General features: G+C 73.1%; 19 protein-coding genes. 11 read left to right on the plus strand and 8 right to left on the minus strand.

Annotated elements, in window-relative coordinates; translation table 11 throughout:
- Positions 1 to 72: 72 nt before the first annotated feature.
- The 3 genes from ppdK to DTB53_RS28590 all read left to right on the plus strand — a co-directional run bounded on the left by ppdK (position 73) and on the right by DTB53_RS28590 (position 5171).
- Positions 73 to 2784, plus strand: a complete 2712-nt coding sequence (gene ppdK, locus DTB53_RS28580; RefSeq protein WP_003969312.1) for a pyruvate, phosphate dikinase — start codon at positions 73 to 75, stop codon at positions 2782 to 2784.
- 716 nt (positions 2785 to 3500) lie between these two features.
- On the plus strand, positions 3501 to 4553 hold the full coding sequence (locus DTB53_RS28585; protein ID WP_003969313.1) for an ArsR/SmtB family transcription factor: 1053 nt from the start codon (positions 3501 to 3503) through the stop codon (positions 4551 to 4553).
- A 213-nt stretch (positions 4554 to 4766) separates the two neighbouring features.
- On the plus strand, positions 4767 to 5171 hold the full coding sequence (locus tag DTB53_RS28590; protein ID WP_042497236.1) for a VOC family protein: 405 nt from the start codon (positions 4767 to 4769) through the stop codon (positions 5169 to 5171).
- 66 nt (positions 5172 to 5237) lie between these two features.
- Here the strand turns inward: DTB53_RS28590 and DTB53_RS28595 are convergent, their stop codons facing one another.
- The 3 genes from DTB53_RS28595 to nirB form a co-directional block, all read right to left on the minus strand.
- Complete coding sequence (locus DTB53_RS28595) at positions 5238 to 6404, minus strand: alkaline phosphatase PhoX (RefSeq protein ID WP_003969315.1); 1167 nt, start codon at positions 6402 to 6404, stop codon at positions 5238 to 5240.
- Between the two features lie 160 nt (positions 6405 to 6564).
- Positions 6565 to 6930, minus strand: coding sequence for a nitrite reductase small subunit NirD (gene nirD, locus DTB53_RS28600; RefSeq protein WP_012381049.1), 366 nt, complete (start codon positions 6928 to 6930; stop codon positions 6565 to 6567).
- A complete protein-coding gene (gene nirB, locus DTB53_RS28605; RefSeq protein WP_012381050.1) occupies positions 6930 to 9560 on the minus strand; it encodes a nitrite reductase large subunit NirB in 2631 nt (876 codons plus the stop codon). The genes nirD and nirB overlap by 1 nt, the downstream gene beginning before the upstream one ends.
- Positions 9561 to 9758: 198 nt before the next feature.
- Between nirB and DTB53_RS28610 the strand changes: the two genes are divergently transcribed.
- Entirely contained in the window at positions 9759 to 10550 is a 792-nt protein-coding gene (locus DTB53_RS28610) for a TSUP family transporter (RefSeq protein ID WP_012381051.1), read from the plus strand.
- Positions 10551 to 10565: 15 nt separating this feature from the next.
- Here the strand turns inward: DTB53_RS28610 and DTB53_RS28615 are convergent, their stop codons facing one another.
- From DTB53_RS28615 to DTB53_RS28630, 4 genes are all read right to left on the minus strand, one after another.
- Positions 10566 to 11198 (minus strand): class F sortase, encoded by a 633-nt coding sequence (locus tag DTB53_RS28615; RefSeq protein ID WP_012381052.1) that lies wholly within the window; start codon positions 11196 to 11198, stop codon positions 10566 to 10568.
- A gap of 117 nt (positions 11199 to 11315) precedes the next feature.
- Positions 11316 to 11861, minus strand: a complete 546-nt coding sequence (locus tag DTB53_RS28620) for a GVDTG sorting domain-containing protein (RefSeq protein ID WP_003969320.1) — start codon at positions 11859 to 11861, stop codon at positions 11316 to 11318.
- A 473-nt stretch (positions 11862 to 12334) separates the two neighbouring features.
- Positions 12335 to 12805 carry a DUF5990 family protein gene (locus tag DTB53_RS28625; protein WP_042497239.1) on the minus strand — a complete coding sequence of 157 codons (471 nt, stop codon included), beginning with the start codon at positions 12803 to 12805 and terminating at the stop codon, positions 12335 to 12337.
- 56 nt (positions 12806 to 12861) lie between these two features.
- Entirely contained in the window at positions 12862 to 13674 is an 813-nt protein-coding gene (locus DTB53_RS28630) for an aminotransferase class IV family protein (RefSeq protein WP_012381054.1), read from the minus strand.
- Positions 13675 to 13830: 156 nt separating this feature from the next.
- Between DTB53_RS28630 and DTB53_RS28635 the strand changes: the two genes are divergently transcribed.
- The 3 genes from DTB53_RS28635 (at position 13831) to DTB53_RS28645 (ending at position 15457) form a co-directional block, all read left to right on the plus strand.
- Complete coding sequence (locus tag DTB53_RS28635; protein ID WP_012381055.1) at positions 13831 to 14457, plus strand: NADPH-dependent FMN reductase; 627 nt, start codon at positions 13831 to 13833, stop codon at positions 14455 to 14457.
- A gap of 71 nt (positions 14458 to 14528) precedes the next feature.
- Positions 14529 to 14870, plus strand: coding sequence for a divalent-cation tolerance protein CutA (gene cutA / locus DTB53_RS28640; protein ID WP_003969324.1), 342 nt, complete (start codon positions 14529 to 14531; stop codon positions 14868 to 14870).
- A gap of 11 nt (positions 14871 to 14881) precedes the next feature.
- The gene (locus DTB53_RS28645) at positions 14882 to 15457 is read left to right on the plus strand and encodes a gamma-glutamylcyclotransferase family protein (RefSeq protein ID WP_042498778.1); all 576 of its coding nucleotides are present in this window, start codon (positions 14882 to 14884) and stop codon (positions 15455 to 15457) included.
- A 79-nt stretch (positions 15458 to 15536) separates the two neighbouring features.
- Here DTB53_RS28645 and DTB53_RS28650 read toward each other — a convergent pair whose 3' ends face one another.
- Positions 15537 to 16397 (minus strand): SanA/YdcF family protein, encoded by an 861-nt coding sequence (locus DTB53_RS28650; RefSeq protein WP_012381057.1) that lies wholly within the window; start codon positions 16395 to 16397, stop codon positions 15537 to 15539.
- Between the two features lie 241 nt (positions 16398 to 16638).
- Here DTB53_RS28650 and DTB53_RS28655 point away from each other — a divergent pair, with 241 nt between their 5' ends.
- From DTB53_RS28655 to dnaG, 4 genes are all read left to right on the plus strand, one after another.
- Positions 16639 to 17571: a sirohydrochlorin chelatase gene (locus DTB53_RS28655; protein ID WP_012381058.1), complete on the plus strand. Its 933-nt coding sequence runs from the start codon at positions 16639 to 16641 to the stop codon at positions 17569 to 17571.
- A 52-nt stretch (positions 17572 to 17623) separates the two neighbouring features.
- Positions 17624 to 18982, plus strand: coding sequence for a deoxyguanosinetriphosphate triphosphohydrolase (locus DTB53_RS28660; protein WP_069455867.1), 1359 nt, complete (start codon positions 17624 to 17626; stop codon positions 18980 to 18982).
- A gap of 136 nt (positions 18983 to 19118) precedes the next feature.
- Positions 19119 to 20378: an NAD(P)/FAD-dependent oxidoreductase gene (locus tag DTB53_RS28665; RefSeq protein ID WP_003969329.1), complete on the plus strand. Its 1260-nt coding sequence runs from the start codon at positions 19119 to 19121 to the stop codon at positions 20376 to 20378.
- Positions 20379 to 20471: 93 nt separating this feature from the next.
- On the plus strand, positions 20472 to 22403 hold the full coding sequence (dnaG, locus tag DTB53_RS28670; protein WP_012381060.1) for a DNA primase: 1932 nt from the start codon (positions 20472 to 20474) through the stop codon (positions 22401 to 22403).
- Positions 22404 to 22430 lie beyond the last annotated feature (27 nt).

Below are 22430 nucleotides of genomic sequence, written 5' to 3' on the forward strand. Positions count from 1 at the left end.
CCCATCCACCTTCGATCTGGGTATGTTCCTCGCCGTCAGGGCAGCCACCGCGTCCTCGAGGAGTCGAGACCCGTGTCGGAAAACAAAGATCCCCAGAAGTTCGTCTACGACTTCACCGAGGGCAACAAGGATCTGAAGGATCTTCTGGGCGGCAAGGGTGCGAACCTCGCCGAGATGACCAACCTCGGGTTGCCCGTCCCTCCGGGCTTCACGATCACCACCGAGGCCTGCAAGGTCTACCTGGACAGCGGCGACGCGCCGACCGCCCTGCGCGACGAGGTGAGTGCGCACCTCCAGGCGCTGGAGGAGCGCATGGGCAAGCGGCTCGGCCAGACCGACGACCCGCTGCTGGTCTCCGTCCGCTCCGGCGCCAAGTTCTCCATGCCGGGCATGATGGACACGGTCCTGAACATCGGCCTCTCCGACGACTCGGTGGCCGGTCTCGCCACCCAGTCGGGCGACGAGCGCTTCGCCTGGGACTCCTACCGCCGGCTCATCCAGATGTTCGGCAAGACCGTCCTCGGGGTCGACGGCGACCTCTTCGAGGAGGCGCTGGAGGCGGCCAAGCACGCCAAGAACGTCACGGTCGACACCGACCTCGCCGCCGCCGACCTCAAGAAGCTCGTCAAGCAGTTCAAGAAGATCGTCGAGTCCGAGGCCGGACGCGCGTTCCCGCAGGACGCCCGCGAGCAGATGGACCTGGCCATAAACGCGGTCTTCGACTCGTGGAACACCGACCGGGCCAAGCTCTACCGCCGCCAGGAGCGCATCCCCGGCGACCTCGGCACGGCCGTCAACGTCTGCTCGATGGTCTTCGGCAACCTGGGCCCCGACTCCGGTACCGGCGTCGCCTTCACCCGCGACCCGGCCAGCGGCCACCAGGGCGTCTACGGCGACTACCTCCAGAACGCGCAGGGCGAGGACGTCGTCGCCGGTATCCGCAACACGGTGCCGCTCGCCGACCTGGAGTCGATCGACAAGAAGTCGTACGACCAGCTCATGCAGATCATGGAGACCCTGGAGAACCACTACAAGGACCTCTGCGACATCGAGTTCACCATCGAGCGCGGCCGGCTCTGGATGCTCCAGACCCGGGTCGGCAAGCGCACCGCCGGCGCCGCCTTCCGCATCGCCACCCAGCTCGTGGACCAGGGCCTGATCGACGAGGCCGAGGCCCTCCAGCGCGTCAACGGCGCCCAGCTCGCCCAGCTGATGTTCCCGCGCTTCGACGACGAGGCGAAGACCGAGCTGCTCGGCCGGGGCATCGCCGCGTCCCCGGGCGCCGCCGTCGGCAAGGCCGTCTTCGACTCGTACACCGCGATCAAGTGGTCCCGCTCCGGCGAGAAGGTCATCCTGATCCGCCGCGAGACCAACCCCGACGACCTCGAAGGCATGATCGCCGCCGAGGGCATCCTCACCTCGCGCGGCGGCAAGACCTCGCACGCGGCGGTCGTGGCGCGCGGCATGGGCAAGACCTGTGTCTGCGGCGCCGAGGACCTGGAGGTCGACACCAAGCGCCGCCGGATGACGGTCGGCGGCATCGTGATCGAGGAGGGCGACCTCGTCTCGATCGACGGCTCCACCGGAAAGGTCTACCGGGGCGAGGTGCCCGTCGTGCCGTCCCCGGTCGTCGAGTACTTCGAGGGCCGGATGCACGCCGGGGCCGACGACGCCGACGAACTGGTCGCCGCCGTGCACCGGATCATGGCGTACGCGGACCGGGTGCGCCGGCTGCGCGTGCGGGCCAACGCCGACAACGCCGAGGACGCCCTGCGCGCCCGTCGCTTCGGCGCCCAGGGCATCGGCCTGTGCCGCACCGAGCACATGTTCCTCGGCGAGCGCCGCGAGATGGTCGAGAAGCTGATCCTCGCGGACACCGACGACGAGCGCGAGAGCGCGCTGGCCGCGCTGCTCCCGCTCCAGAAGGCCGACTTCATCGAGCTGTTCGAGTCGATGGACGGACTGCCGGTCACCGTACGGCTGCTGGACCCGCCGCTGCACGAGTTCCTGCCGGACATCACCGAACTGTCGGTGCGCGTCGCGCTCGCCGAGTCCCGCAAGGACGCCAACGAGAACGACCTGCGGCTCCTCCAGGCCGTGCACAAGCTGCACGAGCAGAACCCGATGCTGGGCCTGCGCGGCGTGCGCCTGGGCCTCGTCATCCCCGGCCTGTTCGCCATGCAGGTGCGGGCCATCGCCGAGGCCGCCGCCCACCGCAAGAACGCCAAGGGCGACCCGCGCGCCGAGATCATGATCCCGCTCGTCGGGACGGTCCAGGAGCTGGAGATCGTCCGCGAGGAGGCCGACCGGGTCATCGAGGAGGTCCAGGCGGCCACCGGCACCGACCTCAAGCTGACCATCGGCACCATGATCGAGCTGCCGCGCGCCGCGCTGACGGCGGGCCAGATCGCCGAGGCCGCGCAGTTCTTCTCCTTCGGCACGAACGACCTGACGCAGACGGTGTGGGGCTTCTCCCGCGACGACGTGGAGGCCTCGTTCTTCACCGCGTACCTGGAGAAGGGCATCTTCGGGGTCTCCCCGTTCGAGACGATCGACAAGGACGGCGTCGGCGCGCTGGTCCGCAGCGCCGCCGAGGCAGGCCGGGCCACCCGCCCGGACCTCAAGCTCGGTGTCTGCGGCGAGCACGGCGGCGACCCCGAGTCCGTGCACTTCTTCCACGAGGTGGGCCTGGACTACGTGTCCTGCTCGCCGTTCCGGATCCCGGTCGCCCGTCTTGAGGCCGGCCGGGCCGCAGCCGAGTCCCGGGGCAGTGACAGCCGCTGACCCGGACTCACCGGGTCGGGGCCGCAGGGACGGCCCGGACCCACCGGTCGGGGCTGCGCGAACAGCCTCCGGCCTCCTGGGCAGGGCTGCACGAACAGCCCTGCCCACCGACCAGGGCCTCGAAGGCCCCGCCGAGAAGCGGCGGCACCCTGTGCGGGGGTGCCGCCGCTTCGCCGTGCGCCGACGACCGGACGTGACCGGCTGACCGGGCCCACCGGCCCACCGCCGTGCGACGGCCGACCGGACGTGACCGGCTGACGGGGCCCACCTGCTGACCGGATGTGCCCGACGGTACGCAAGTGGCGTGTGCGGAAATGACCGGCGATACCGGGAAGTCGTCAGAACCGTGCACCGAATGCCGCGCGAGGAATGTGGCGCAGAGCACATTGCGTCGTTTAATGCGCAAAGAAATTCGGGTGACCGGCCGGGGACCGGGGTGCGGTCCATGGATCCCCACCCATGGACCGCACCCGGCTTACCCCCGTCGGGTACGGAGCCGCACCGTCGCCCACCGCCGCCGAACACACAAAGCCCCCCACGGCCTTCACGTGCTCATCCGGTGGGCACCGGATGCGTACCCGACGCCGTACAGCTTTTCGGGTGGAGCGGAGCGGGGCGAGACCTTTCACTTCTGGCCGAAACCCCGTGGTGACCTCCTGTGACGGTCCGCATACCCTTTGGTGGGGGCAATTGCGGATGCAACAGGTGGGGGAGTAGTGCTGCGTATCCATGTGTCCAGGCTGGACCTTTCGCGGGTGCGGATGGCCACGAGGCCGGACGCGCTCTGGGAAACCATTCTCAGTTTTCACCGGATCAGGGACCGGCGCGCTTCGACGGTGTTCGGTAAATGGCGTTCGGAATCCCGGGCGCGGTTGAATGGTGAAGCACAGCTGCTGGCGGCGGTCGTCCCGCCCCGCGGCTATTTCCCGGATTTCCTGACGCCCTCCCAGGAGGGCGCCGAACCTTTCGGGCTCGACGTCGGAATGGAGGCGCTGCGCGACACCCCCGCCGACCGGGTCCACGCGGAGCTGGAGCTGCTGGCGGCCGGGCGGATACGGCAGCGGGCCGGCCTCTCCGCCGGCCCGCGTCAGGGGGACCCCGGAGCGGGGAGAGCGAGCGCGGCGCTGCCCGCCGCACTCATGGAGGGCCGTGCCGAGCCGCTCGCCCGGCTCATCGGAGCCCTCCGCAGCTACCACCGCGCGGCCGTGGAGCCCTACTGGCCGCACATCCGGGCCAGCATCGAGGCGGACCGGGCCGTCCGCGGCCGGGCCCTGCTGGACGGCGGGACGGACGGGCTCCTGGCCGCGCTGCCGCCGATGATCCGGTGGCGTTCGCCCGTACTGGAGGCGGACTACCCGTTCGACCGCGACCTCCACCTGGACGGGCGCGGGCTGCTGCTCCAGCCGTCCTTCTTCTGCCGGGGCACTCCCGTGGTCTACCGCGACCCGTCGCTCCCACCGGTGCTCGTCTACCCGGTGGCCAACCCCGGAGCCCCGGTCTTCGCCGAGCCGGGGCCCTGGCTCGGCCGGCTCGTCGGACACACCCGCTCCGCCGTCCTCTCCTCCATCGGCAGCGGCTGCACCACCAGCGAACTGGCCCGCCGGGCCGGAGTGTCGCTGGCCTCCGCGAGCCAGCACGCCTCCGTGCTGCGCGAGGCGGGCCTGGTCCTGACGCTGCGCCACGGCAGCTCGGTCCTGCACACACTGACCCCGCTCGGCGGCTCCCTGCTGCGCGGCGGCGCCCCGCTCGCCCTGCCCGGCGGAGCCTGACGGGTCCGCGTGGTCCCGGCGGCCCCGACGGAGTGGCCCCCGCGGACCCGAAAGACCCCTGTCCGAGAGCCGCTGTCCGAGGGCCGTTGTCAGTGGGCCGTGCAAATCTTCTGCCGTACGCCGATGAGTTCCGCGCGGCCCCGCCGTCTCAACCATCGACAGCGCCGGACGGACCACCGCGGGCGCCACGGGACAGAGGAAGAGGAAACGACCATGGCTCAGATGATCTTCGTGAACCTGCCGGTGAAGGACCTGGAGACGACCGTGGGTTTCTTCGGGAAGCTCGGCTTCACGACCAACCCGGCGTTCAGCGACGACAGGACCGCGTGTCTGGTCATCAGCGACACGATCTTCGCCATGCTGATGACGGAGGAGCGCTTCAAGGACTTCACCAAGAAGGACGTCGTCGACGCGTCGAAGGCGACCGAGGTCATCCTGGCCCTCAGCGCCGACAGCCGCGAGAAGGTCGACGAGATCGCCGACGCGGCGCTGGCCTCGGGCGGGTTCCCCGCGGGCGAGACGCAGGACATGGGCTTCATGTACGGCCGCTCGTTCCAGGACCCCGACCACCACATCTGGGAGGTCATGTGGATGGACGAGGCCGCCGCCCAGGGCTGAGCGGTCCGGCCCGCAAGGGCGTGCGCCGGGGGCACGGGGGAGCCCCGGCGCACGCGGGCGTCCGCGTCAGCCGCGGAACGGCCCCTTCACCTCGTACGTGATGCCGCCGGATGAGCTGCCGCTCGTCCCGCGCTGCGAGGAGAAGTAGAGGCGGCTGCCGTCCGGGGAGAACGCGGGACCGGTGATCTCCGAGCCGGACTGGCCGGTGATCCGCAGGAACGGGGCCACCGTGTCGTCCGGCGTGATCAGGCAGATCTCCATGTTCCCGCCGTCCTCCGCGATGTAGAGGTCGCCGGAAGCCGACCGGGTGACGTTGTCCACCCCGGTCAGCGGGGCGGAGCCGCCCGTCACCAGCGAGTCGTCGTAGGCGAGCGAGATCGACGAGGTGGTGGCGTCGTACGCCCACACCCGGTTGTCGCCCTTGGTGGTGAACCAGCAGGTGCCCGCCGCGTAGAAGCAGCCCTCGCCGCCGTTGAACACCTTCGCCCCGGACACCTGGTGCCGGGTCTGGGTGGAGGAGGCAGCCGGATCCGGTACGTTCGCCCAGCTCACCGGTCCGGAGGTGCCGGAACCCGCGACCAGCACCTGCAACGTACCGCTCGACAGATTCCCCCAGGTCGTGGGCCGGAAGCGGTAGAAGCGGCCGTCGCTCTCGTCCTCGGTGAGATAGACGTAGCCGTGGTCCGGGTCGGCCGCCGCGGCCTCGTGCTTGAAGCGGCCCATCGCCGGGCGCCGCACCGCCGCGTTCACGCCCCACGGGTCGGTCTCGTAGACGTACCCCCGGGTGACCTCCTCGCAGGACAGCCAGGTCTTCCACGGGGTCGCGCCGCCCGCGCAGTTGTTGTTCGTGTCGCCCAGGATCCGGTACGCGGCGGTCACCGTCCCCGAGGAGTCGAACCGCACCGCGCTCGCGCCGCCCCCGCTGCTCGGGGACACCTCGGCGTTGGAGACGTAGATCCAGCCCGAGCCGTCGGCGTACGTAGCCCCGCCGTCGGGTGCGCTGTGCCAGCGGTAGGAGGTGCCGGGCACGGTCTGCCCGGAGCGGGCGACGATGCGGCTGGTGAAGCCGCTGGGCAACTGGATGCCGTTGCCGTTGGCCGCCTGGAGCGCGCCGTACGGGCCGGGGGCCGGCTGGGCCGGGTCGGCGAAGGCGGCGCCCCGCCACAGCGTGCCGCCGAAGGCGGCCGCCGAGCTGCCGATCACCGCGGTGCGCAAGAAGGTCCGACGTTCCACGATCACTCCACGGATGAGTGTGGGCCCGCCGCCCCGGACGGGTCGGCGGGTCGCGCGTCAGGACTGTAGGAGACCGGAGTTGACGGAGCGTCAAGCCTGGGTGAACGGTCGGCGGAGGAGTTGTACGGGCCGTGCCCCGCGCCCCGCACCCCGAGGCCCGTCAGTCCGCCCGTACGGCGAACACCGGCACCGCCGCCCCCTCGTCGTCCAGGCACACGCCCGTCGCCAGGTCGAAGCGCTGCTTCAGCAGCGGCGAGGCCACGAACGGCCGCCCGCCCGCCGAGCCGAGCAGGCCGCGCGAGAGGACGTACGCCCCGGTGAACGGGTCCCGGTTGCCGATCGCGTACACCCGGCCCGCCCGGTCCGTGAAGACGGCCGCCTGGTCCCCGTCCGGCAGCAGCACCGCCACCCCCCGCCCGGGGGTCAGCAGGGCCCGGTCGCAGACCGACAGCCAGTCCTCCCCGTGGGCGAGCCGGACGCGTCCGGTACCGGTGCCCCGCCCTGTCGTGAACGTCGCGGTGGTCATCAGGACGCGGTCCCTTCGAGGGTGCGGACGGCGAGCACGGGTCCCGCGAGCAACTCCAGATCCGGCTTGATCTGGTCCCGCTCCGGAACGAACCTCACCGAGGGGTCGGGGGCGTCGGGGGCGTTGACGAAGGTGACGAAGCGCCGCAGCCGGTCCGGGTCGTTGATGGTCTCCGCCCACTCGTCGCGGTAGCCGGCCACGTGGTCGGCCATCAGCCGCTCCAACTCCTCGCAGAGCCCCAGCGAGTCGTGGACCACCACGTCCCGGACGTGCTCCAGGCCGCCGTCGATCCGCTCCAGCCAGGCCGAGGTGCGCTCCAGCCGGTCGGCGGTGCGGATGTAGAACATCAGGAACCGGTCGATCAGCCGCACCAGTTCGGCATCCGAGAGATCCTGGGCCAGCAGGTCCGCGTGGCGCGGCGTGGCCCCGCCGTTCCCGCCGACGTACAGATTCCAGCCCTGGGCGGTGGCGATGATCCCGAAGTCCTTGCCCCGGGCCTCCGCGCACTCGCGGGCGCACCCGGAGACCGCCGACTTCAGCTTGTGCGGGGAGCGCAGACCCCGGTAGCGCAGCTCCAGGCCGATCGCCATCCTCACCGAGTCCTGCACGCCGTAGCGGCACCAGGTCCGCCCCACACAGGACTTGACCGTGCGCAGCGACTTCCCGTACGCGTGCCCCGACTCGAAGCCCGCGTCCACGAGACGGGTCCAGATCAGGGGGAGCTGGTCGACCCGGGCGCCGAAGAGGTCGATGCGCTGGCCGCCGGTGATCTTCGTGTAGAGGCCGAAGTCGCGGGCCACCTCGCCGATGACGATGAGCTTCTCCGGGGTGATCTCACCGCCCGGGATGCGCGGCACGACCGAGTACGACCCGTTGCGCTGGAGGTTGGCCAGGAAGTGGTCGTTGGTGTCCTGGAGCGCCGCCTGTTCACCGTCCAGCACATAGCCGCTCGCGCCGACCGTGGGCGCCAGCGAGGCGATGACCGAGCCGACCGTCGGCTTGCAGACCTCACACCCGTCCCCGCCGCGCGCCTCCTCGCGGCCGTGCGAGTCGAGCAACTCCGCGAACGAGGTGACCTCCAGGGTGCGGACGATCTCGTACAGCTCGCTGCGGCTGTACGGGAAGCAGCCGCACAGCCCCGCGTCCGCCGGCGGCGGCATCAGCTGCCCGATCACCTTCAGGCAACTGCCGCAGCCCGTGCCGGCCTTGGTGCACTTCTTCACCTCGGGCAGCGCGGTGTGCTCGCAGATCGCGCCCTTGGTCACGTTGTGGCAGGAGCAGATCACCGCCTCGTCCGGCAGCGCGGAGGGGCCGAGCGCCACCGGCCCGCCGCCCGACCCGGCCGGCAGCACCAGCTGCTCGGGGGCGACCGGCAGCACCGCGCCCGTCATCGGCCGCAGCGTGCCGTACTGGTCCGCGTCCCCGACCAGCACCCCGCCCAGCAGCGTCCCGTCCCGGCCGATCACCAGCTTCTTGTAGACCCCCGCCCGGGCGTCGGAGTACACGACGTCGAGCGCCCCCTCGGCGCTCCCGTGCGCGTCGCCGAACGAGGCCACGTCCACCCCGAGCAGCTTCAGCTTCGTCGACAGGTCCGCCCCCGTGAACGCGGACCGGCCGCCCGCGATCACCTCGGCCGCCGCCCGCGCCATCTCGTAGCCCGGCGCGACCAGCCCGTACACCCGGCCGTCGGCGGCCAGCGCGCACTCGCCGATCGCGAACACCGCCGGGTCCGACGTCCGGCACTCCTCGTCCACGACGATCCCGCCACGCTCCCCGACCGCGAGGCCGCACTCCCGGGCCAACTGGTCCCGGGGCCGCACGCCCGCCGAGAAGACCACCAGATCGACGGCGAGCGAGGACCCGTCGGAGAGCGCCATCCCCGTCACCGCCCCGTCCCCGCCCACGGTGACCTCCTGCGTGGCGACCCCCGTGTGCACGGTCAGCCCCAGGTCCTGGACCGTCCGCAGCAGCGCCGCGCCCCCGCCCTCGTCCACCTGGACCGGCATCAGGCGGGGAGCGAACTCCACCACATGGGTGGCGAGCCCGAGCCCCTTCAGCGCCCCGGCCGCCTCCAGACCGAGCAGCCCCCCGCCGACCACCGCACCGGTGGCCGCGCCCTTCGCGTACTCCTCGATCGCGAGCAGGTCCTCGATGGTCCGGTAGACGAAGCAGCCCCGGGCGCCCTTCCCCGGCACCGGCGGCACGAAGGGGTACGACCCCGTCGCCAGCACCAGCGTGTCGTAGGCGAACACCGCCCCGGACCGCGCCGTCACCGTCCGCCCCGCCCGGTCGACGCCCGTCGCCGGGTCGCCGAGGTGCAGCTCGATGCCGTGCCGGTCCATGAAGTCCGCCTCCACCAGGGAGAGGTCCTCGGGGCTCTGACCGGCGAAGTACGAGGTGAGCCGCACCCGGTCGTAGGCGGGGCGGGGCTCCTCGCAGAGCACGACCACGCGGGCGGCGCCGGCCGCCGGGGTCAGCCCGCGGTCGGCGAGGGCCTCCAGGAACCGCTGGCCGACCATGCCGTGCCCGACGACCACGATGGTCGGAACGGCGCTGTGCGCGTGGGCGTTCCGGGTGGCTTCCCGGGCGGCGGCCGTGGTGGCGCTCGGGTCGAACGTGGGCTCCGGCATCTCAGTGGCCTCCGTCGGTTGTCCTCATGCCCCGAGCGTGTGCGGCAGGTGTTACCCGGCCGCATCCCGCCTGTTTCCCGGGCGGAACCTTGCGCTCAGCGACGGCGCGGGGGCCCTGTGAGGCCCGGGAGGAAGGGCCGGAGCCAGGAGGAAGGGGCAGGCGGAAGAGGCCCGGCGACAGGCGTCTAATGTCGGGTCGTGCCTGACATAACCCTGACCACGCTGGTGCTCCTCTGCCTCGCCGCTGCCGCCGCGGGCTGGATCGACGCGGTGGTGGGCGGCGGCGGACTGCTGCTCCTGCCCGCACTGCTGCTCGGCCTGCCGAACGTCCCGGCGGCCCATGTGCTCGGCACCAACAAGGCCGTCGCGATCGTGGGCACCTCGGGCGCGGCCGTCACCTTCCTGCGCAAAGCCCCGGTACGGGTGGGACTCGCGGTGCGGGTCGGGCTGATGGCGCTCGCCGGGTCGATGGCCGGGGCGTTCTTCGCCGCCGGGATCAGCAGCGAGGTGCTCCGCCCGGTGATCATGGTCGTGCTGCTGGGGGTCGCGGCCTTCGTGCTGCTGCGCCCGTCCTTCGGCACGGCCCCGGCCGACGACGGCGCCGCACGGCCGATGGCCCGGTCCCGGATCGTCACGGCGATCGTGCTGGTCGGCGGCGGGATCGGCTTCTACGACGGGCTGTTCGGGCCGGGCACCGGCACCTTCCTGGTGCTGGCCCTGAGCGCCGTGCTCCACCTGGACCTGGTGACCGCGTCGGCCACCGCGAAGATCGTCAACGTGTGCACCAACGCGGGGGCGCTGGCCATGTTCGCGTACCAGGGCACCGTGCTGTGGCAGCTCGCGGCCGTGATGGCGGTCTTCAACCTGGCGGGCGGGATGATCGGGGCCAGGATGGCGCTGAGCCGGGGCAGCGGCTTCGTCCGGGCGGTACTGCTGACCGTGGTGTTCTCGCTGGTCGCCAAGTTGGGCTTCGACCAGTGGAACGCGTGAGGGCGACAGGGGCTCTCAGCGCACCTCGGTGAGGTGTGCGTACGCCACCACGTTGCCCTGGTAGCCGGTCTCCTTCGAGAAGCCGCCGCCGCAGGTGATCAGCCGGAGCGACGCGTGCGGCGAGTCGCCATAGACCCGCTGGTCGGGGAAGTCGTCGTTGTCGTAGACCTCGATGGCGTCGATCGAGAACACGGCCGTGCGCCGGTCCCTGCGGTCCACCTCGACCCGGGTCCCCTTGGTCAGGGCGCCCAGGGCGTAGAAGACGGACGGGCCGTCCGCGTTGTCCACGTGCCCGGCGACGATCGCGGTGCCGCGCGCGCCGGGCGGGACGCCGCCCTCGTACCAGCCCGCGAGGTTGGGGTCCTCGTCCGGCGGTACGTCGAGGCTGCCGTCGGCGGCCAGGCCCAGCCCGGTCATCGGCGCGTCGACCTCGATGCTCGGGATGCGGATGCGGACCGGCTCGGAGGGGTTCATCGGCTCGGCGACCGGGGAGCCGGGCTGGAGCTGGGGCCCGGCGGCGAAGGCCTGGGCGCTGGAGGGCTGCGGCGGGATCAGCTGGCCGCCGGGGCCGTTCTGGACGAGCCAGATGCCGCACAGCACGGCGATGCCCACCAGCCAGCCCTTGGCCTTCTGCGCGCTCGGTGACACGGCGTCGTCCTCGGTCGTGGTCCGGGGCGGGCGGGACGCGCTCGGGGACGCGCCCCGCCCGGTCAGGGGGGAAGCGGGGGCTCAGCTTCCGTCAGCACCTGCGGAGCGGGCGGGGTCTCAGCTTCCGCCGGCGCCCTCGGTGCGGCGGCGCAGCAGCCACAGTCCGCCGACGGCGGCCAGGCCGATCACGCCGACGCCGAGCGCGACCTGCGTGGAGTTCGGTTCGACGCTGCCGCCGACCCCGGTCCGCACATGGCCGGACGGGCGGTCGTGGATGGGCTTCTCGTGCTTGCCGCCGCCGATCACTTCCAGATCGCCGACCGCGTCCTTGCCGTTGTCGCAGGAGACGATGATCTCGTAGGTGCCGGGCCGGGTGTCGTGCGGCACGGTGAACGTGCCGACCACGACCTCCTTGTGGGTGCCGGGGCGCATCTCGAAGTCCCCGGCGTCCAGGGAGTTCGCGTCGCCGATGCCCGAGCCCTTCTTGCCGCAGGCGGTGGTGTTCACGGTGACAGTGGCACCGGGTGCCGCGGTCGACGGGGTGATCTCCAGCCGGCCGAAGTCGCCCGCGTACGCGGACGGAGCGGCGGCGGTGAGACCGAACGCGATGACGGTGAACGCGGCACCCACGGTGCCGGTCACGAGGCGGGCAGGACTGCGCATGGGGATCCTCCGGGCAGACGGCGCGAGCGGGTGTGTCCTGCCCCGAGCCAACGGGGGCCGGGCCCGCCACGCCTTCTGACGCGGGGTCAGCTTTCACCCGTACGGACCGGCGCGGCACTCTTGCCGGAATGGATCACCGCAGGTCGTGGCGGTGCGGCTGGGCCGTTCGGTCCGTGCTGGCGGTCCGGGTGCCGATCGGGTGAGGCGTGGAGGTGGAGTGTGATGTAGGTCACATGAATGACCTCGTGGGCCCCGGGCACACGTATGACACCCCCACGGGACGGATCCCCGCCCCCCACGGCACCCGCCCTCTTCGGTTCACCCCCCCCTTGAACCGGAGGGGGCGGTGTCGGATCCGCCTCCGGCGGCCCCCGAAGCCCGGAAGCTGCCGTCCCCTCGGCCCTGCGGCCTCTCGATCCTTCGGCCTGATCGAGCCCGATCGGCGTTAGCGACGCTCGTGATCAATGCAGGAACTAGGCCCTGTCTGCTTCGCCCGTGGCGCTCCAGGTGATGTGCGGCGGACGCACCCGGGCGCACAGGGGTTGCCCCTTGGGGTCGGTCAGCCCGAGCCGCCCGGTGAGGTGCCCGGTGCGGGCGGCGGCTTCGAGGACGGCCGGGTCGATGTCGTCGAACATCAGTTTGGCGCGGCGGAACATGGTGAAGACCCCGGCTTCGTCCACCGTGCCCCACGACAGGTAGACGAACCGGCCGCCCAGCCGGTTCTGGACGTACGGCCCCGACACCTCGATCCCGTCCGCCGTCGCCCTGGCCGTGCAGTCGAGCACCCACGAGGCGGAGGGGGCGTCCCCGGGGTGCGGGTCGAGCAGTTCGCCCGGCCGGTCCTTGCGCTGGACGCCGACGTGGATGTTCGCGTAGCCGGGGAAGTCGCTGTCCGGTCCGCAGTCGCGCCCGGGGAGGGCCGACGCCTCGATATGGATCTGCATGCCCCCATGGTCCGCCACAGTCGCAGCCGTCGTCCCGTCCTCCCGTGCGGGGAGTCTCACACGGTGTCCTCCGGGGCGCCGTCGTACACCGCGCCCAACTCCCTCATCAGCTCGTCGTCGACGGCGAACGCGGTGTCGTCGATCCGTCGCACCGGGGCGAGGCCCTGCGAGTTGCAGACGAAGGCGGCGGGATAGCGGCCCACCCCGTCCGGGCCCTCCAGTGTCACCGGGCGCCGCTCCGACGGCCGTCCGGCCCGCTCCAGCTCCTGCTCCAGCAGTGTCATCGTGATGCCGGCGAGCGCCGGCGCGTCGGGCCACACCACCGAACCGCCGTCCCAGAAGCCGATGTTGGTGATCGCGCCCTCGGTCACCACGCCGCCCGGCGCGGTCAGCAACGCCTCGTCGAACCCCGCCCGTCCCGCCAGGATCCCGTAGTACGTCTGTCCGAACTCGCCCGGCCGCTTGATGTGCGGTGCCGTGCGCGCGTACGGCACCGACATCAGAGCCCGCGCCCCGGCCGGCCGCGCGGCGGGCTCCCGGACCGTCACCATCAGGGTCGTGCGGCTCGCGCCGGGCGGCAGATAGCCGTTCACCCGCACCGAGGCGTCGCGCAGCCCCGCCCCGTCCAGGGCGTGCCGGATCAGCTCCCGCACCCGGTCGCCGTCGAGCGGCAGGTCGAACAGTTCCCGGTTCGCGGCGTCCAGCCGGGCGAGATGGAGGCCGAGGCCCCGCACCCTGCCGTCCCGCACCTGCAGGGCGGTGAAGTGGCCGTAGCCGTACAGCACGGGAATCCGCAGGTCCTCCTCGGTGGCCGGGCGGCCGTCGAACTCGATGTGGGGGAGGGGCGTGTCCGGTCGGTGCGTCGTCATGCGGCCACCGTAGGCGGGCCGCCCGGGCGCCCGGGGGCGGGTCCTACCGGCCCGGGGGCCGCCCGGCCCGGGGGCCGGCCTGGCCCGGGCCGACCCGGGCGGCTCCGACCGTGCGCGCTTGACCTCAACCATGGTTGAGGGAGAAAGCTCGACGTCATGGACATCACAGCCGTATCCACGTCATCCACCCTGCCCGCAGCCGAGACCGCCCCCCTCAAGGTGGCCGTCATCCTCGGCAGCAACCGGGACGGCCGCTTCGGCCCCGTCGTCGCCGACTGGTTCCTGGCCCGCGCGGCGAAGCACCCCGGCATCGCGACCGACCTGATCGACGTCGCCGAGGCCGATCTGCCGACCGCGATCACCTTCAGCCCCCGGCCCGAGGAGGCGGCCCGGCTCGGCGCGGTCTCCGCCCGGCTCGCGGCGGCCGACGCCTTCGTCGTCCTCACCCCCGAGTACAACCACTCGTTCCCCGCACCGCTGAAAACGCTCATCGACTGGCACAGCGCCGAATGGCAGGCCAAACCCGTCGCCTTCGTCGGCTACGGCGGCATCTCCGGCGGGCTGCGGGCCGTCGAACAGCTCCGGCAGGTCTTCGCCGAACTGCACGCCGTCACCGTCCGCGACACCGTGTCCTTCCACAACGCCGGCGCCCTCTTCGACGACGAGGGGCGCCATCTGGACCCGGAGCCCGCCGACGCGGCGGCCAAGACCCTGCTGGACCAACTGGTGTGGTGGGGCACCGCCCTGCGCGACGCCCGGAATCTCCGTCCGTACGGCGCCTGACCCGCCGTGGGCCGACAATCGCATCGAAGGCCCACGGGCGAGGAGCCCGCCGTACTCCGAGGAGACCGACGATGACAGCGCCGCCGGCATGGCTGACCGTACTGACCACGACCGACAGCGAGGACAAGGCCGACGCCCTGGCCCGGTCGGCGGTGGAGGCCAGGCTGGCGGCCTGCGCGCAGATCTCCGCCCCCGTCACCTCCGTCTACCGGTGGCGCAACGCCATCGAGACGACCGAGGAGTGGCAGGTGGTCTTCAAGACGACGGCGGAACGCTACGACGAACTGGAGGAGCACATCCAGCGGGAGCACGACTACGACACGCCGGAGATCATCGCCCTGCCGGTGGTCCGGGGCAGTGCCCGCTACCTCGGCTGGGTGACGGCGGAGACGGCCCCTCCGGCAGCCCTGTGACGGCGGCGGTCATGACCACCTCCGACCCGGGCGGTGGCCCCGGCGCCGCCGAACTGCCCTTCTTCGTGTACGGGACGCTGCTGCCGGGCGAACCCAACCACGACCTGTTCCTCCGGGGCCGCACGGCGGGGGAGCGGCCGGCCGTGCTGCCCAGGGCCCTCCTCTACGAAGGCCCCGGCTACCCGTACGCCATCGAGGGCCACGGCCGCGTCCACGGCATGCTGCTCGTCGCCGCGCCCGGGGTGTACGGGGAACTGCTCGGGCTGCTGGACCATCTGGAGGAGTACCTCGGCCCCGGCCACCCGCGCAACCTGTACGAACGGGTCGTCCGCGAGGTCGAGCTGCCGGCGCGGGGGGCGGCGGAGCCGGCGGAGCCGGGGGAGCCTCTAGCGCCCAGGGAGTCCGGGCCGGGGGAGCATCTAGCGCCCCGGGAGGCCGGGGAGTCCGCAGCGGCGGGGCAGCCCGGAGCGCCCGTGCGGGCCTGGGTCTACCTCGCCGCGACCGCCGTCACCCGCTCGCTGCGGACCGGCGGCGTCCTCATCCCCGAGGGGCGGTGGACCACCGGACGCGCGCCGGGCGGCTCCTAGGCCCTGTCGCCATACTGCCGCCGGGCTCACCCGCCGGGCGCGTGCCGGGCGACGGGTTCCGCGCTCGGGGCGGGCCCGTTCAGCGCGTCCCCGCCGCCAGCGCCTCGCTCACGCCCCGCTCCTCCGGCCCCAGGAAACGCGGGTCGGGCCGGAGCAGGGCGTCCAGCGCGGCCTTGCCCGAGGCCGCCAGCTCCCGGGCGCCGCCGTAGTACCAGGTGGCGTCCCGCGGCTCGTCGACCCCGACGCCGTACGCGTCGATCCCGGCCGACCGGCACAGGGTGACCGCCCGGTGGATGTGGAAGCCCTGGCTCACCAGCACCGCCCGGTCGACCCCGAAGATCTTCTTGGCCCGGACGCAGGAGTCCCAGGAGTCGAAACCGGCGTAGTCGCTCACGATCCGCTCGTCCGGCACCCCGCGCCCGGTGAGATAGGTGCGCATCGCGTCCGGCTCGTCGTACTCCACCCGGCTGTTGTCCCCCGTGACCAGGACGACCTTCACCTTCCCCGTGCGGTACAGCTCGGCCGCCGCGTCCAGCCGGTGCGCGAGGTACGGGGTGGGCCGGCCCTTCCACAGCCCGGCGCCGAACACCACGGCGACCTCCCGCGCCGGGGCCTCGGCCGTCGTGCCCACCCGGTCGCCGGCCTCAAGACGCATCCAGGTCGCGGGCACCAGGGCCAGCACACAGGCGGCCACCACCCCCTGCACCAGCCGCCGTTGCACCCGCCGGGTGCGCGGCAGCCGCAGGGCGAACCGCCCCGGCGCCCGCAGGCGCAACCGCTCCGGCAGCCGCAGGGCGAACCGGCCCGGCGACAGCGGGTCGTCGGGCCGTGCCGACTGCCGCCCGGCGGACCGCGGCGACAGCCGGAGCCCCTTCGGCCACCGCCCGCGCGGGGCCGGTCTCTCCCGCGCCGCCCCGTTCCCGCCGTTCTCTCCGCGCACCAGAACCCCCCTGTCGTTCCTCTGTCCGTCGCGCGTCCGCGCCACCCGCCCCCACCCCACCTGACGACCGGGATGACGCAAAGGTTCGCCGGACGCCCCGGTTTGTGGCGTCCGACACCGCCGAGGGAGCGGACCGCGCCCGCCGTACGCACACCGTCCCCGCCCCCACCGTGAGGCGGTGGAAAACGCCCGTGACCCCGCGCGCAACGGCCCGGCAACCTCCGCCCGGCACCATCGGTCCATGACGGAGCAGCCCCTCGAACAGCCCCACCGGCCGCCGGCGGCGGCGGGCGACGGCACCGCGCACCTGTCCGCCCGTGTCACCGACCGGCTCGGCCTCGCCCCCCGCATCGGCGCCGGCGGGCCCGTCCGCCGCACCCGGCACTCCGACCGCCCCGCGACGGGGCGGCGCGGAGCCGCCGCCGCCCCGTCCCTGGTCGCCGTGGCGCACGGCAGCCGCGACCCGGAGGCCCTGCGCACCGTGCTGGCCCTCCTCGACCGGGTGCGCGACCTGCGCCCCGGCCTCGACGTCCGGCTCGGCCACATCGAGCTGAACGCGCCGCTGCTCCCGGACACCCTGGACGGGCTGCGCGGGGCCGACGCCGTCCTCGTACCGCTGCTCCTGGGGCGCGGCCACCACGTCAAGCACGACCTGCCCGCGGCGACGGCAGCCGCCCCCGGCGTACGCACCCGGATCGCCGCGCCGCTGGGCCCCCACCCCCTGCTCGTCGAGGCGCTGTACGGGCGGCTCGTCGAGGCCGGCTGGGACGTCGCCGACCAGGACGGCCGCCACGCCGCCGTGGTCCTCGCCGCCGCCGGATCCCGCGACCCCGACTCCGCCCGGGACACCCGGCACACCGCCCGCGTGCTCGGCGAACGCCTCGGCGTGCCCGTCGTCCCCGCGTACGCCTCCGCCGCCACGCCCACCGTCCCGGCCGCCCTGCGCGCGCTCGCCGCCCGGGGCCGCCACCGGACCTTCGTCGCCTCGTACTTCACCGCCCCCGGCCGCTTCGCGAGCACCTGCGCCGACGCCGTACCGCACCGGGCGGCCGGCCCGCTCGGCGCCCACCCGGCGATGGCCCGCCTCGTCCTGCACCGCTACGACCGGGCGCGGTCCGCCCCCCTGGGCGGCCCGGCCTCCGCCGACGCCGTGAGCTTGCTCGCTTCCGCCTGACATCCCGGCCCGCTCACGCCCGCTGTCCGTCCAGGTCGCTACTGTCGGGACCATGGACGGCACACAGGGCGCACACGGGGCAGAACCGGCACACGGCACGCACGGCGCACGAAGCGCACCGAGCGGTACGGGCGCGAGCCCCTACGGCCCCGCCGACACCGAGCGCTTCGACACCGAGGAGGACAAGCGGCCCGGCCGCACCGCCTTCCAGCGGGACCGCGCCCGGGTCCTGCACTCCGCCGCCCTCCGCAGGCTCGCCGGGAAGACCCAGGTCGTCACCCCCGGCACCCGCTCCCACCAGTGGGACGCCAGCCCCCGCACCCGGCTCACCCACTCCCTGGAGTGCGCCCAGGTCGGCCGCGAGCTCGGCGCGGTCCTCGGCTGCGACCCCGACCTGGTGGAGACGGCCTGCCTCTCGCACGACATGGGCCACCCGCCGTTCGGCCACAACGGCGAACAGGCCCTCAACGACTTCGCCTCCGACTGCGGCGGCTTCGAGGGCAACGCCCAGTCGCTGCGCCTGCTGACCCGCCTGGAGCCCAAGCGCTTCGTCCACGACCCGCGCACCGGCGAGCTGGTCAGCGTCGGCCTCAACCTCACCCGGGCCGCCCTCGACGCCGCCACCAAATACCCCTGGCCGCGCGGCGCCCACCCCACCGACCCGCACTCGGTGAAGTTCGGGGTGTACGCCGACGACCTCCCGGTCTTCGCCTGGGCCCGCGAGGGAGCCCCCGAGGACCGCACCTGCTTCGAGGCCCAGGTCATGGACTGGTCCGACGACGTGGCCTACAGCGTCCACGACTTCGAGGACGGGCTGCACGCCGGGCACATCGACCCCAACTGCCTCTACGCCGAGCCGGAGCGCGAGGAGATCTGGGCGGTCGCCATCGGCCGCTACGTCCCCGCGGGCACCGACCCCCAGGAGCTGTCGGAGGCCCTGGACCGGCTGATCGACCAGGACTGGTGGCCGCACGGCTACGACGGCTCCGCCGTCGCCCAGGCCCGCCTGAAGGACGCCACCAGCCAGCTCATCGGCCGCTTCTGCACCGAGGCCGAGACCGCCACCCGCGCGGTGTACGGCCCCGGCCGCCTCGGCCGGTACGGCGCCGAACTGGTCGTCCCGCGCGCGGTGCGCCACGAGTGCGCGGTGCTCAAGGCGGTCGCCGACCGGTACGTCATGCAGCGCGCCGAGCAGGAGGCCATCCGCGCCGACCAGCGCGTCGTCATCGCCGAACTGGCCGCCGCCCTCACCGCCCGCGCCCCCGAAGGCCTGGAACCGCACTTCCGCGCCCTGTTCGACCAGGCGCCCGACGACCACGCCCGCAAGCGGGTCCTCGTCGACCAGATCGCCGCCCTCACCGACGCCTCCGCACGATCCCTGCACGCCGCGCTCACCGCCCGCCGCGGCTGACCGGCAGACTGGAAGGGGCCGGACATCTGACCACTGGGTGTGACCTGTCCGGGGCACACCCTCTTTCGCCATCACGCTGCGTGCGGGACGCTCGCAGCTGGGGGCGCCGCGCAGCACAGCACTGAGGAGGCATCAAGTGGTCGACGCACACCAGACGTTCGTCATCGTCGGAGCAGGACTCGCAGGGGCGAAGGCGGCCGAGACACTGCGCGCCGAAGGGTTCACCGGCCGGGTGATCCTCATCGGCGACGAGCGCGACCACCCCTACGAACGGCCGCCGCTCTCCAAGGGCTACCTGGACGGCAAGGCCGAGCGCGACAGCGTCTTCACCCACGAACGCGCCTGGTACGCGGGCGCCGACATCGAACTCCACCTCGGCCAGCCGGTCACCGCGCTCGACCGGTACGCCAGGACCGTGCAGCTCGGCGACAACACCGTCATCCACTACGACAAGCTGCTCCTGGCCACCGGCTCCGAACCGCGCCGCCTGGACGTCCCCGGCACCGACCTGGCCGGCGTCCACCACCTGCGCCGCCTCGCCCACGCCGACCGGCTGCGCAACGTGCTCGCGGCCCTCGGCCGCGACAACGGCCACCTGGTCATCGCCGGAGCCGGCTGGATCGGCCTGGAGGTCGCCGCCGCCGCCCGCGGCTACGGCGCCGAGGTCACCGTCGTCGAGGCCGAGCCCACCCCGCTGCACCAGGTCATCGGCCCCGAGCTGGGCCAGATCTTCACCGAGCTGCACAGCTCGCACGGCGTCCGCTTCCACTTCGGCGCCCGCCTCACCGAGATCACCGGCCAGGACGGCATGGTGTTCGCCGTCCGCACCGACGACGGCGAGGAGCACCCGGCCCACGACGTGCTCGCCGCGATCGGCGCCGCCCCGCGCTCCGCCCTCGCCGAGGCCGCCGGGCTGGAGATGGCCGACCGCGCCCGCGGCGGCGGCATCGCCGTGGACGCCTCCCTGCGCACCTCCGACCCGCACATCTACGCCGCCGGGGACGTCGCCGCCGCCGCCCACCCGCTGCTCGGCACCCGGCTGCGCGTCGAGCACTGGGCCAACGCCCTGAACGGCGGACCGGCCGCCGCCCGCGCCATGCTCGGCCAGGACGTGAGTTACGACCGCGTCCCGTACTTCTTCTCCGACCAGTACGACCTGGGCCTCGAATACTCCGGCTGGGCCCCGCCCGGCTCCTACGACGAGGTGATCATCCGGGGCGACGCCGGGAAGCGGGAGTTCATCGCGTTCTGGCTGAAGGACCGCCGCGTCCTCGCCGGGATGAACGTCAATGTGTGGGACGTCACCGAAACGATCCAGGAGCTCATCCGCGCACGCCGGCAGCACGACCCGGAGGCCCTCGCCGACCCGACGGTCCCGCTGGACTCCCTGCTCTGAGACGTACGGCCGGGGCACGGGCCACGCCGCCCGCACCCCGGCCGCCCGCCCTCCGGGGCCCGGGCTGTCCGAGCCCACCCGTAGACTTCACACGTGGCGGGCAGGATCAATGACGACGACGTGAAGGCGGTACGGGACGCGGTCCCGATCGACGCCGTCGTGTCCGAGTACCTCCAGCTGCGCAACGCGGGCGGCGGGAATCTCAAGGGCCTCTGCCCCTTCCACGACGAGAAGTCCCCCTCCTTCCAGGTCAGCCCCGGCAAGGGCCTGTTCCACTGCTTCGGCTGCCAGGAGGGCGGCGACACGATCGCCTTCGTGATGAAGATCGACCACCTCTCCTTCTCGGAGACGGTCGAGCGCCTCGCCGCCAAGGCGGGCATCACCCTGCGCTACGAGGAGGGCGGCTACAACCCCTCCCACCAGCGCGGCGAACGCATCCGGCTGATCGAGGCCCACCAGGCCGCCGCCGAGTTCTACGTCCGCGCGCTGGAGAGCCCCGAGGCCGAGATCGGCCGCGCGTTCCTCGCCGAGCGCGGCTTCGACCAGGACGCCGCCGCCCACTTCCGCGTCGGCTACAGCCCGGCCGGCTGGGACCACCTCACCCGCTATCTGCGCGGCAAGGGCTTCAGCGACAAGGAGCTGATCACCTCCGGCCTCTCCCAGGACGGCCGGCGCGGCCCCATCGACCGCTTCCGCGGCCGGCTCATGTGGCCCATCAGCGACACCGCGGGCGACATCGTCGGCTTCGGCGCCCGCAAGCTCCGCGACGACGACAACGGCCCGAAGTACCTGAACACCCCCGAGACCCCGATCTACAAGAAGTCCCAGGTGCTGTACGGCATCGACCTGGCCAAGAAGGACATCGCCAAGGCCAGCCGCGCCGTCGTCGTCGAGGGCTACACCGACGTCATGGCCTGCCACCTCGCCGGGGTCACCACCGCCATCGCCACCTGCGGCACCGCCTTCGGCAACGACCACATCAAGATCCTGCGCCGCCTCCTCATGGACAACGGCAGCGCCCGCGTCATCTTCACCTTCGACGGCGACGCGGCCGGCCAGAAGGCCGCCCTGCGCGCCTTCGAGGACGACCAGAAGTTCGCCGCCGAGACCTACATCGCCATCGCCCCGGACGGCATGGACCCCTGCGACCTGCGGCTCGCCAAGGGCGACGACTCCGTGCGCGACCTGGTCGAGCCGCGCACCCCGCTCTTCGAGTTCGCCCTGCGCCAGATCGTCGGCCGGTACGACCTGGAGACCCCGGCCGGCCGCGCCGCCGCCCTCGACGAGGCCGCCGCCGTCGTCGCCAAGATCAAGACGAGCAGTGTGCAGCGCGAGGTGGCCGTCCAGCTCGCCGGACTCGTCGGCATCCTCGACCAGGAGTTCGTCGTCCACCGCGTCGCCCAGCTCGCCCACTGGGCCCGCAGCAAGGGCGGCGACCACGGGGACCGCGGCGGCCGGGGCGGACCCCAGGGCCGGGGCTCGCGCGGCGGCGCCCCGCAGCAGCCCGCGCCCGCGCCCGCCCCCGGCTTCTCCGGCCCCGCGCTCAACCTCCGCAGCCCCGCCCACCGCACCGAACGCGAACTGCTCAAACTCGCCCTCCAGAAGCCCGCCCTGGTCTCCCCGGCCTTCGACGCCTACGGCGTGGACGAGTTCACCGCCCCGCCCTACGCCGCCGTGCGCCAGTGCATCGAGGAGGCCGGCGGCGCCGAACAGGGGATCGCCGACAACCGCGAGTATCTGGTCGCCGTCATGGACGCCGCCCCCGACAACACCGTCCGCAACCTCGTCACCGAGCTCGCCGTCGAGGTCTTCCACGGCCGGATCATCGACGAGACGTACGCGGGCATGCAGCTCGTCCACGTCCGGCTGCGCGCCGTGGACCGCCGCATCGACGACGTCCAGGGCAGCCTCGTCCGCCTCGGCAGCCACGTGGCCCCCCAGGACCTGGCCGCCGCGCAGAACGAGGTCTGGGTCCTCCAGCAGTACGCCCAGACCCTGCGCGCCCACGGCGCCGCCGCGCTGTGAGGCCCCACCGATCCACCGGGCCGGTAA

Source organism: Streptomyces griseus (assembly GCF_900460065.1).
Classification (GTDB): Bacteria; Actinomycetota; Actinomycetes; order Streptomycetales; family Streptomycetaceae; genus Streptomyces; species Streptomyces griseus.

What these genes read in the sequence shown, in the direction of transcription:
- cutA (WP_003969324.1), top strand. Translation starts at nt 14,529, where the DNA reads ATGACAGCGCCGCCGGCATGGCTGACCGTACTGACCACGACCGACAGC.
- DTB53_RS28655 (WP_012381058.1), top strand. Translation starts at nt 16,639, where the DNA reads ATGACGGAGCAGCCCCTCGAACAGCCCCACCGGCCGCCGGCGGCGGCG.
- DTB53_RS28620 (WP_003969320.1), bottom strand. Translation starts at nt 11,861, where the DNA reads ATGCGCAGTCCTGCCCGCCTCGTGACCGGCACCGTGGGTGCCGCGTTC.
- DTB53_RS28590 (WP_042497236.1), top strand. Translation starts at nt 4,767, where the DNA reads ATGGCTCAGATGATCTTCGTGAACCTGCCGGTGAAGGACCTGGAGACG.
- nirB (WP_012381050.1), bottom strand. Translation starts at nt 9,560, where the DNA reads ATGCCGGAGCCCACGTTCGACCCGAGCGCCACCACGGCCGCCGCCCGG.
- DTB53_RS28660 (WP_069455867.1), top strand. Translation starts at nt 17,624, where the DNA reads ATGGACGGCACACAGGGCGCACACGGGGCAGAACCGGCACACGGCACG.
- DTB53_RS28630 (WP_012381054.1), bottom strand. Translation starts at nt 13,674, where the DNA reads ATGACGACGCACCGACCGGACACGCCCCTCCCCCACATCGAGTTCGAC.
- DTB53_RS28625 (WP_042497239.1), bottom strand. Translation starts at nt 12,805, where the DNA reads ATGCAGATCCATATCGAGGCGTCGGCCCTCCCCGGGCGCGACTGCGGA.
- nirD (WP_012381049.1), bottom strand. Translation starts at nt 6,930, where the DNA reads ATGACCACCGCGACGTTCACGACAGGGCGGGGCACCGGTACCGGACGC.
- DTB53_RS28635 (WP_012381055.1), top strand. Translation starts at nt 13,831, where the DNA reads ATGGACATCACAGCCGTATCCACGTCATCCACCCTGCCCGCAGCCGAG.
- DTB53_RS28645 (WP_042498778.1), top strand. Translation starts at nt 14,882, where the DNA reads ATGACCACCTCCGACCCGGGCGGTGGCCCCGGCGCCGCCGAACTGCCC.